The sequence below is a fragment of the Streptomyces niveiscabiei genome (genome assembly GCF_001419795.1).
In the GTDB taxonomy this organism is placed as follows: domain Bacteria; phylum Actinomycetota; class Actinomycetes; order Streptomycetales; family Streptomycetaceae; genus Streptomyces; species Streptomyces niveiscabiei.
On the sequence record NZ_LIRL01000777.1, the window covers coordinates 1 to 7018 of the forward strand.

6 protein-coding genes are annotated in these 7018 nt (G+C 72.7%); 3 read left to right on the plus strand and 3 right to left on the minus strand.

Annotation, left to right across the window (positions count from 1 at the left end; translation table 11 throughout):
* Both AOK24_RS33335 and AOK24_RS33340 read right to left on the minus strand, forming a co-directional pair.
* Positions 1 to 785 (minus strand): polyprenyl synthetase family protein (locus tag AOK24_RS33335; RefSeq protein ID WP_240554245.1); only part of this gene is annotated, 785 nt, incomplete at its 3' end.
* A 46-nt stretch (positions 786 to 831) separates the two neighbouring features.
* Positions 832 to 2235, minus strand: a complete 1404-nt coding sequence (locus tag AOK24_RS33340; protein WP_055723749.1) for a family 2B encapsulin nanocompartment shell protein — start codon at positions 2233 to 2235, stop codon at positions 832 to 834.
* 171 nt (positions 2236 to 2406) lie between these two features.
* Here AOK24_RS33340 and AOK24_RS33345 point away from each other — a divergent pair, with 171 nt between their 5' ends.
* From AOK24_RS33345 to AOK24_RS33355, 3 genes are read left to right on the plus strand one after another with little or no spacing between them, the layout of a single operon-like run.
* A complete protein-coding gene (locus tag AOK24_RS33345; RefSeq protein WP_240554246.1) occupies positions 2407 to 3276 on the plus strand; it encodes a 1-aminocyclopropane-1-carboxylate deaminase/D-cysteine desulfhydrase in 870 nt (289 codons plus the stop codon).
* A 49-nt stretch (positions 3277 to 3325) separates the two neighbouring features.
* Complete coding sequence (locus tag AOK24_RS33350; protein WP_063799560.1) at positions 3326 to 3664, plus strand: trypco2 family protein; 339 nt, start codon at positions 3326 to 3328, stop codon at positions 3662 to 3664.
* A 3-nt stretch (positions 3665 to 3667) separates the two neighbouring features.
* Positions 3668 to 5830, plus strand: a complete 2163-nt coding sequence (locus tag AOK24_RS33355) for a S1 family peptidase (RefSeq protein WP_055723751.1) — start codon at positions 3668 to 3670, stop codon at positions 5828 to 5830.
* Here AOK24_RS33355 and AOK24_RS33360 read toward each other — a convergent pair.
* Positions 5781 to 7018 (minus strand): cation:proton antiporter (locus AOK24_RS33360; RefSeq protein WP_055723752.1); only part of this gene is annotated, 1238 nt, incomplete at its 5' end. The genes AOK24_RS33355 and AOK24_RS33360 overlap by 50 nt on opposite strands.

Here is a 7018-nt window from a genome sequence, read left to right on the forward strand (position 1 = left end):
AACGACTTCTTCCGGGCCGCGAGATCCGCCCCCGCGGGCTTCCCGGTGTGCAGCGGATCCCCCCATATCCCGATGATGTCGTCGATGAGCTGGAACGCGAGCCCGGCCTGCCGCCCGAACGCGTCGAGGGACTCGACCACCTCAAGGGACCCCCCGCCGTACAACCCCCCGATCGCACAGGCGCACCCGAGCAGCGCCCCGGTCTTCGCCTCGGCCATCCGCAGCACCTCGGACAGCCCCACGTCACGAGGATCCCGGCGTTCGAGGGCCGTATCGACCTGCTGCCCCTCGCACAGCTCGATGACACAGGCGGTGAGCCGCCCGACGGCGGCGAGGGCGACGGGATGGGAGTCCCCGGCGAGGAGCTGGAACGCGAGGGCCTGGAGCGCGTCCCCGGAGAGGATCGCGTCGGGATCGCCGAAGACGTTCCACGCGGTGGCCCGATGCCGCCGGGTGGGATCGCGGTCCATGACGTCGTCGTGGAGCAGCGTGAAGTTGTGGACGAGTTCGACAGCGGCGGCGGCCCGAACGGCGGCCGTACGCCCGGCGGTTCCCCCGACCGCCTCGGCCGCGGCCAGCACCAGCGCGGGCCGTATCGCCTTGCCCGCGTTCCCCTCGACCGCCCGCCCCTCCGCGTCCCGCCACCCGAAGTGGTACCCGGCGACCCGCCGCATCTCGGGCGGCAACGAGTCGACGGCGAACCGCAGTTGGGGGTCGACGTCGGCGCGGGCGCGCTCCAGGATGAGCGCGGCCTCGTGGGCCACCTCCCCGGCCTGGACGGTCATGTGCGCACCCGCCCCGGAGGGCGGGCACACACGGCGGGACGGAGGGTCACCAACGACCGACCTCGACGTTCTCCAGGACACCGAGGGCGTCCGGGACGAGGACGGCGGCGGAGTAGTACGCGGTGACGAGGTACTTGATGATGGCCTGCTCGTTGATGCCCATGAACCGGACGGACAGGCTGGGCTCGATCTCGTCGGGGAGCCCGGACTGCCGCAGCCCGATGACGCCCTGGTCCTTCTCGCCGAGACGCATGGCGATGATGGAGCTGGTGCGGGCCTCGGAGACGGGGATCTTGTTGCAGGGGTAGATCGGCACGCCGCGCCAGGTGGGGATGCGGTTGCCGTCGATGTCGATCGTCTCGGGCACGAGCCCGCGCTTGTTCAGCTCGCGCCCGAACGCGGCGATGGCGCGCGGGTGCGCGAGGAACAGCTTGGTCCCGCGCCGGCGGCTGAGCAGCTCGTCCATGTCGTCGGGCCCGGGCACGCCGTCGTGGGGCTGGATGCGCTGGTCGTACTCGCAGTTGGTGAGGAGCCCGAACTCCCGGTTGTTGACCAGCTCGTGCTCCTGGCGCTCCTTCAGCGCCTCGACGGTGAGCCTCAGTTGCTGCTCCGTCTGGTTCATGGGCTGGTTGTAGAGGTCGGCGACGCGCGAGTGGATGCGCAGCACGGTCTGGGCGATGCTGAGTTCGTACTCGCGGGGCGAGGCGTCGTAGTCGACGAACGTGTGCGGGATGTCCGGTTCGCCGGAGTGGCCGGCAGCGAGGTCGACGGCCTTCTCGCCGTACTTGTTGGTGTTCTGCGCGGGGATGGAGCGCAGTTCCTGGAGGTGCGCGCGGAGCGAGTCGCCGCGCTCGACGACCTGCTGGAAGTCCTGCCGGGACAGGGTGAGGACGGTGCAGGCGGTGACCGCGCGGGCGGTGAACTCCCAGATCGCGTCGTCGTCGAGGAGGGCCTGGTCGCCGAAGTAGGCGCCGTCGGCGAGGACTCCGAGGACCTGGTCGTCGCCGTAGGGGCCGGTGCCGACCTTCTCGACGCGGCCGTGCGCCAGCATGAAGACCTCGTCGTTCGAGCTGCCGAAGGAGGCAATGACCTCTCCGGCGCCGATCTCGCGCTGGCGGGAGCGCGAGGCGAGTTCGGTGAGGACCTGCTCGTCCTCGTAGCCGCGCAGGGCGGGCAGTTCGCCCAGTTCGGCGGGGATCACCTCGACGCGGTCGCCGGTCTTGACGAAGGTGATGCGGCCGTCACCGACGGAGTAGGTGAGCCGCCGGTTCACCCGGTACGTGCCGCCCTGGACGTCGACCCACGGCAGCGTGCGCAGCAGCCAGCGCGAGCTGATCTCCTGCATCTGCGGCACGGACTTGGTGGTGGTGGCCAGGTTCCGCGCCGCGGCCGTCCCGAGGCTCTGCTGCGGCGCGCCCTCTTCGGTGCGGATCTCTTCGCCTACCGACATGGTGGATTGCCCTCCCGCTACGTGCTCTGCCACGTGGTGTGCCAGGCACTCGTCTCGCGGGCAAGCTTTCCGCAGCCGGGCCGCCAGTGGTATTACCCGAAAGAGCGGGAATGGATCATCGCAAGAGTGGGAAGAGGCACGTTTCACCGAACGGTGTTCGACAATGGCCGGGTGCCCTCGCCCTCCCCGCTCCAGGAAACCCGGGACGAACGTTTCACCAGCCATGACGTCCGGCTTCTGCTGAAACGCGACGACCTCCTGCACCCCACCCTGATCGGCAACAAATACCGCAAACTGACCCCGAATCTCGAAGCGGCGTCCGGCCGCCCGCTCCTCACGTTCGGCGGCGCCTACTCCAACCACCTCCGCGCGACGGCCACCGCCGGGGCGGCCCGGGGCATCCCCACGGTCGGCGTCGTCCGGGGCGACGAACTCGCCGCCCGCCCCCTGAACCCCTCCCTGGCCCACTGCGCCGCGCACGGCATGCGCCTCCACTTCGTCGACCGCGCGACGTACCGCCGCAAGTCCGACCCGGCGACCCTCGCCGCGATCCTCCGGGACGCCGGCGCCGAGGACGCGTACGTCGTCCCCGAGGGCGGCAGCAACGCGGCAGCCGTACGCGGGTGCCGGGCTCTCGGCGAGGAGCTGGCCGGCGTCGACGTGGCGGCGATCGCCTGCGGCACGGGCGGCACCCTGGCGGGCATGGCGGCCGGCCTCGCCCCGGAGCAACGGGCGCTGGGCGTCCCGGTGGTGAAGGGCGGCTTCCTCGCCGGGGAGATCCGCGCCCTCCAACGCGAGGCGTTCGGCGAGGAGTTCGCGAACTGGCACCTGGACGAGCGCTTCCACTTCGGCGGCTACGCCCGCACCACCCCCGAACTGGAGGATTTCGCCCGGGACTTCGAGGACCGCCACGGGCTCCCGGTGGAGCGTCTCTATGTCGCCAAGTTGCTGTACGGACTTGTCGCCCTGACCCGCGAGGGCGCCTTCCCACGCGGGACGACCCTCGCGGCGGTGATCACGGGAACCCCGTTCCCGGGCTGATCCAGTGGCCGTACAGTGAGCCGGTCGACCGGCGATCAGGGGGGAATCCGTGGCGGACGAGATCGGTGTGGGCGAGGCGGTCCAGGCGCTGCGCGACGAGCTGCTCGGCGCGGCGACGGCGGGCGCGACGAGCGGCCTCTCCTTCGAAGTGGGCCCCATCGAGCTGGAGTTCGCGTTCACGCTCACGAAAGAGGCCACCGCCAAGGTCGGGGTGAGCCGCATCTTCAGCGCGGTCGTCTCGGCGGACGTCAGCGGCAAGGCGGGCCGACAGGACACGCACCGCGTGAAGTTCGTCCTCACCCCCAAGGACGCCTCCGGCAACCCGCTGCTGATCAGCAACGACAGTCCGCCCGAAGTCGGCGGCCTGGACTCGGCGTTCGGCCGCTGACCCGTGCCGGACCGGCTCCGCACCGCCCTGGTCGAGGCGGCGGGCCAGGGCTCGGGCCTCGTCCTCGCCCCGCGCCTGGTCCTCACGGCGGCCCACGTCCTGCGCGAGCGCACGCACGCGACGGTCCGCACGCCCCGCACCCCGGCCGTACGCTGCGCGGTCGTCTGGTCCCGCTTCGACCGGCACTACGACGCCGCGCTGCTCCTCGCGGAGGAGGACGTCCTCCCGTCCGTCGACCCGGTGCGCTGGGGAACGCTGGTCACCTCGGAGCCGACGGACATCACCCTCCTCGGCTTCGCGGCGGGCCCCGGCGACCAGATCGGCTCGCGTCCCTTCCGGGGTGAACTGGACCCCCTGGACGCCGTGGAGCGCGACCGGTACGTCCTGAACCTCACCGGCACCCCGCCCGAAGGCGCCTCCCCCTGGGCGGGCCTGTCCGGCGGCGCCGTCTGGTGCCGGGACCTCCTGGTCGGCGTGGCCGTCGCCGACCTCCCCGGCTGGCCGCACAGCCGCCTGGAGGCGATCCCGGCGTACGTCCTGCTGACCGACCCCGGCTTCCGCGGCCTCCTGCGTGAACACACCGGCCAGGACGCCCCGTTGGAGCCCGCCGAGTTCGCGGACCGGGCCCAGCCCTCGGCGCCCCTGGTCCCCGCCTCCGTCGCCCTGCTCCTGCACCCGCGCGCGGAGACGGTCCGCTTCACCGGCCGCACCGAACTGCTGGACGGGCTGACGGCCTGGTGCCAGGACGGCGACGGCGTGTCCCTGGCCCTGTTGACCGGCGCGGGCGGCGCGGGAAAGTCCCGGGTGGCACGCGAGTTGGGCCACCGCCTCGCCGCGTCCCGCCATGCCGTCGTCCACCTGTCCCGCAACGCCGTCCCGGACGCCCTCTTCGCCTCGACGACCGCGCCCGTGCTGCTCGTCGTGGACTACGCCGAGAGCCGCGTCGAACAGATCGGCGCACTCCTGGAGATCGTCGCCCGGCGCCCGCGCGTGCGTGTCCTGCTCATCGCCCGCGCGCAGGGCCGCTGGTGGGACGAACTCCGCGCGGGCGGGCCGGAGGCCGCCGACCTCGCTGAGAACGCCCGCCGCTGGTCCATCACCGGCACGGAGTCCCTGGGCGCGGACCCGCGCGAGGTGTTCCACACGGCCGTGACGGACCTGGCGCGCGGTGTGGCGGCCCTGGGGCTGCCGATGGCGCCCGTACCCGGGCCGGCCCCCGCCAGGCCCCCCAGAACCGTCCTGGAGATCCATATGGCGGCCCTGGCAAGCCTCCTGGCCCCCTCGGCGGGCACAGCGGCCCAGGACACGCTGCTGCGCCACGAGGCGGCGTACTGGAAGAGCGCATCCCAGGACCCCCCGCTGAACCTCCTGGGCGAGGCGGCCCTCCGCAACGCCGTCGTCACAGCCACCCTCGTCGGCCCGGTCCCGCGCGAGCGCGCCCACGCCCTCCTCGCGCGCGTGCCCCGCATCGGCGACCAGCCCGAGGCGGTACGGCGAGCCGTCGCCGACTGGCTGCGGGACCTGTACCCGAGCACCGCGTACTGGGGCGTCCTGGAGCCCGATCCGCTGGGCGAGTACCTCGTGGGCACGCGCGTGGCCGACGAACCGGAGATCTTCCTGCGGCTGATCGACGTCCTCGACAACGAGGAGATGATCAACGCCCTGCTGGTGCTCAGCCGCGCGTCCACGCGCGTGGAGGGCGTGGCGGAGGTGGTGTACGACGCCGTGCGCGCGGCGCCGGGGACGCTGGCGCCCCGGCTGCTGGGGGCGGTGCGGCGCAGTGCGGAACCTGCCGTGCTGGTGGGGGCGTTGGAGGCGGTCCTCGACGAAGGGCTGCTGCCGGACGAGCGGTTGGTGGAGCTGGCCGAGCGGATGCCGCTGCTGAGCCAGGCGCTGGTGTCCTGGAGCGTGCGGCTCCAGCAGCGGTTGGTGGACCTGGGGGAGGAACGCTCACCGCTCGCGCGCGCGGGCGCGCTGCACAACCTCGCCGGACGCCTCGAGGCCGCCGAACACCTCTCCGCCGAGGCCCTGGCCGTCCTGGCGGCCCTCCCCGAGGACGCCTTCCCGGACGAGCGCGCCGCCGCCCTCGACACCCACGCGCGCGTACGCGAGGCCCTCACTCCGCCTCCCGATAAGCCGCCGCCTCCTCCAGATCCAGCCGCCTGAGCAGCGTCCGCAGCATCTCGTCGTCGATATGGCGCCCGTCCCGCAGCCGCACGAACACCTCCCGCTCGGCGCTGATCATCTCCCTGGCCAGTCGCCGGTACGTGTCGTCGACGCTTTCCCCGGTGACCGGGTTCGGCTGCCCCAGCCGCTCCCAGACGGCGTTGCGCCGCCGCTCCAGGACCGACCTCAGCCGGTCGGCGAGGGGCGGCGGGAGGGCGTTGCGTTCGTCGGAGAGCAGTTCGTCGAGCCGCTGCTCGGCGATCCGGGACGCCTGCGCCTGCGCGTTGGCCTCCGCGAGGGTCGCCGCGCGGGTGTCGGCCTCGGGGAACTTGAGGAGCCGGATGAGCGGGGGCAGCGTCAGCCCCTGGAGGACGAGCGTCCCGATGACCGTCGTGAACGTCAGGAAGAGCACCAGGTCCCGCTCAGGGAACGGCTCCTCGCTGTGGTGGAGGGTCAGCGGCACGGAGAACGCGATGGCCAGCGAGACGACGCCCCGCATCCCGGCCCACCCGATGACGACGGGCCCGCGCCAGGTCGGGTTCTCCTCACGCTCGCGCACGCGCGTGAACAGCAGGCGCGGCAGGAACGTCGCCGGGAACACCCACAGGAAGCGGGCGGCGACGACCACGAGGAACACGGCGACGGCGTACCAGGCGGCGTCGCCGGCGTCGTACTCGTCGAGCCCCTTGAGGACGACGGGAAGCTGCAACCCGATGAGGGCGAAGACGGCGGACTCCAGGACGAAGGCGACCATCTTCCAGACGGCGTGCTCCTGGAGCCGGGTGGCGAAATCGACCTCCCACGCGCGGTGGCCGAGATAGAGAGCGACCACGACGACGGCGATCACCCCGGAGGCGTGGAACTGCTCGGCGGCGGAGTACGCGACGAAGGGGATCAGCAGGGAGAGCGTGTTCTGGAGGAGGGGTTCCTTGAGGTGGGTGCGCAGCCAGTGCAGGGGCGCCATCAAGACGAGCCCCACGACGGTCCCGCCGACCGCCGCGACCAGGAACTCCCCGATCCCGCCCGCCCAGGACGCGCCCTCCCCGACGGCCGCGGCGACGGCGACCTTGTACGCGGTGATCGCGGTGGCGTCGTTGAGGAGGGACTCGCCCTGGAGGATCGTCGTGATCCGCGACGGCAGCCCCACGCGCCGGGCGACGGCGGTGGCGGCGACGGCGTCCGGGGGCG

Bases quoted from the DNA above. Each gene is read 5' to 3' on its own strand.
- AOK24_RS33340 (WP_055723749.1), bottom strand. From the start codon at position 2,235: ATGTCGGTAGGCGAAGAGATCCGCACCGAAGAGGGCGCGCCGCAGCAG.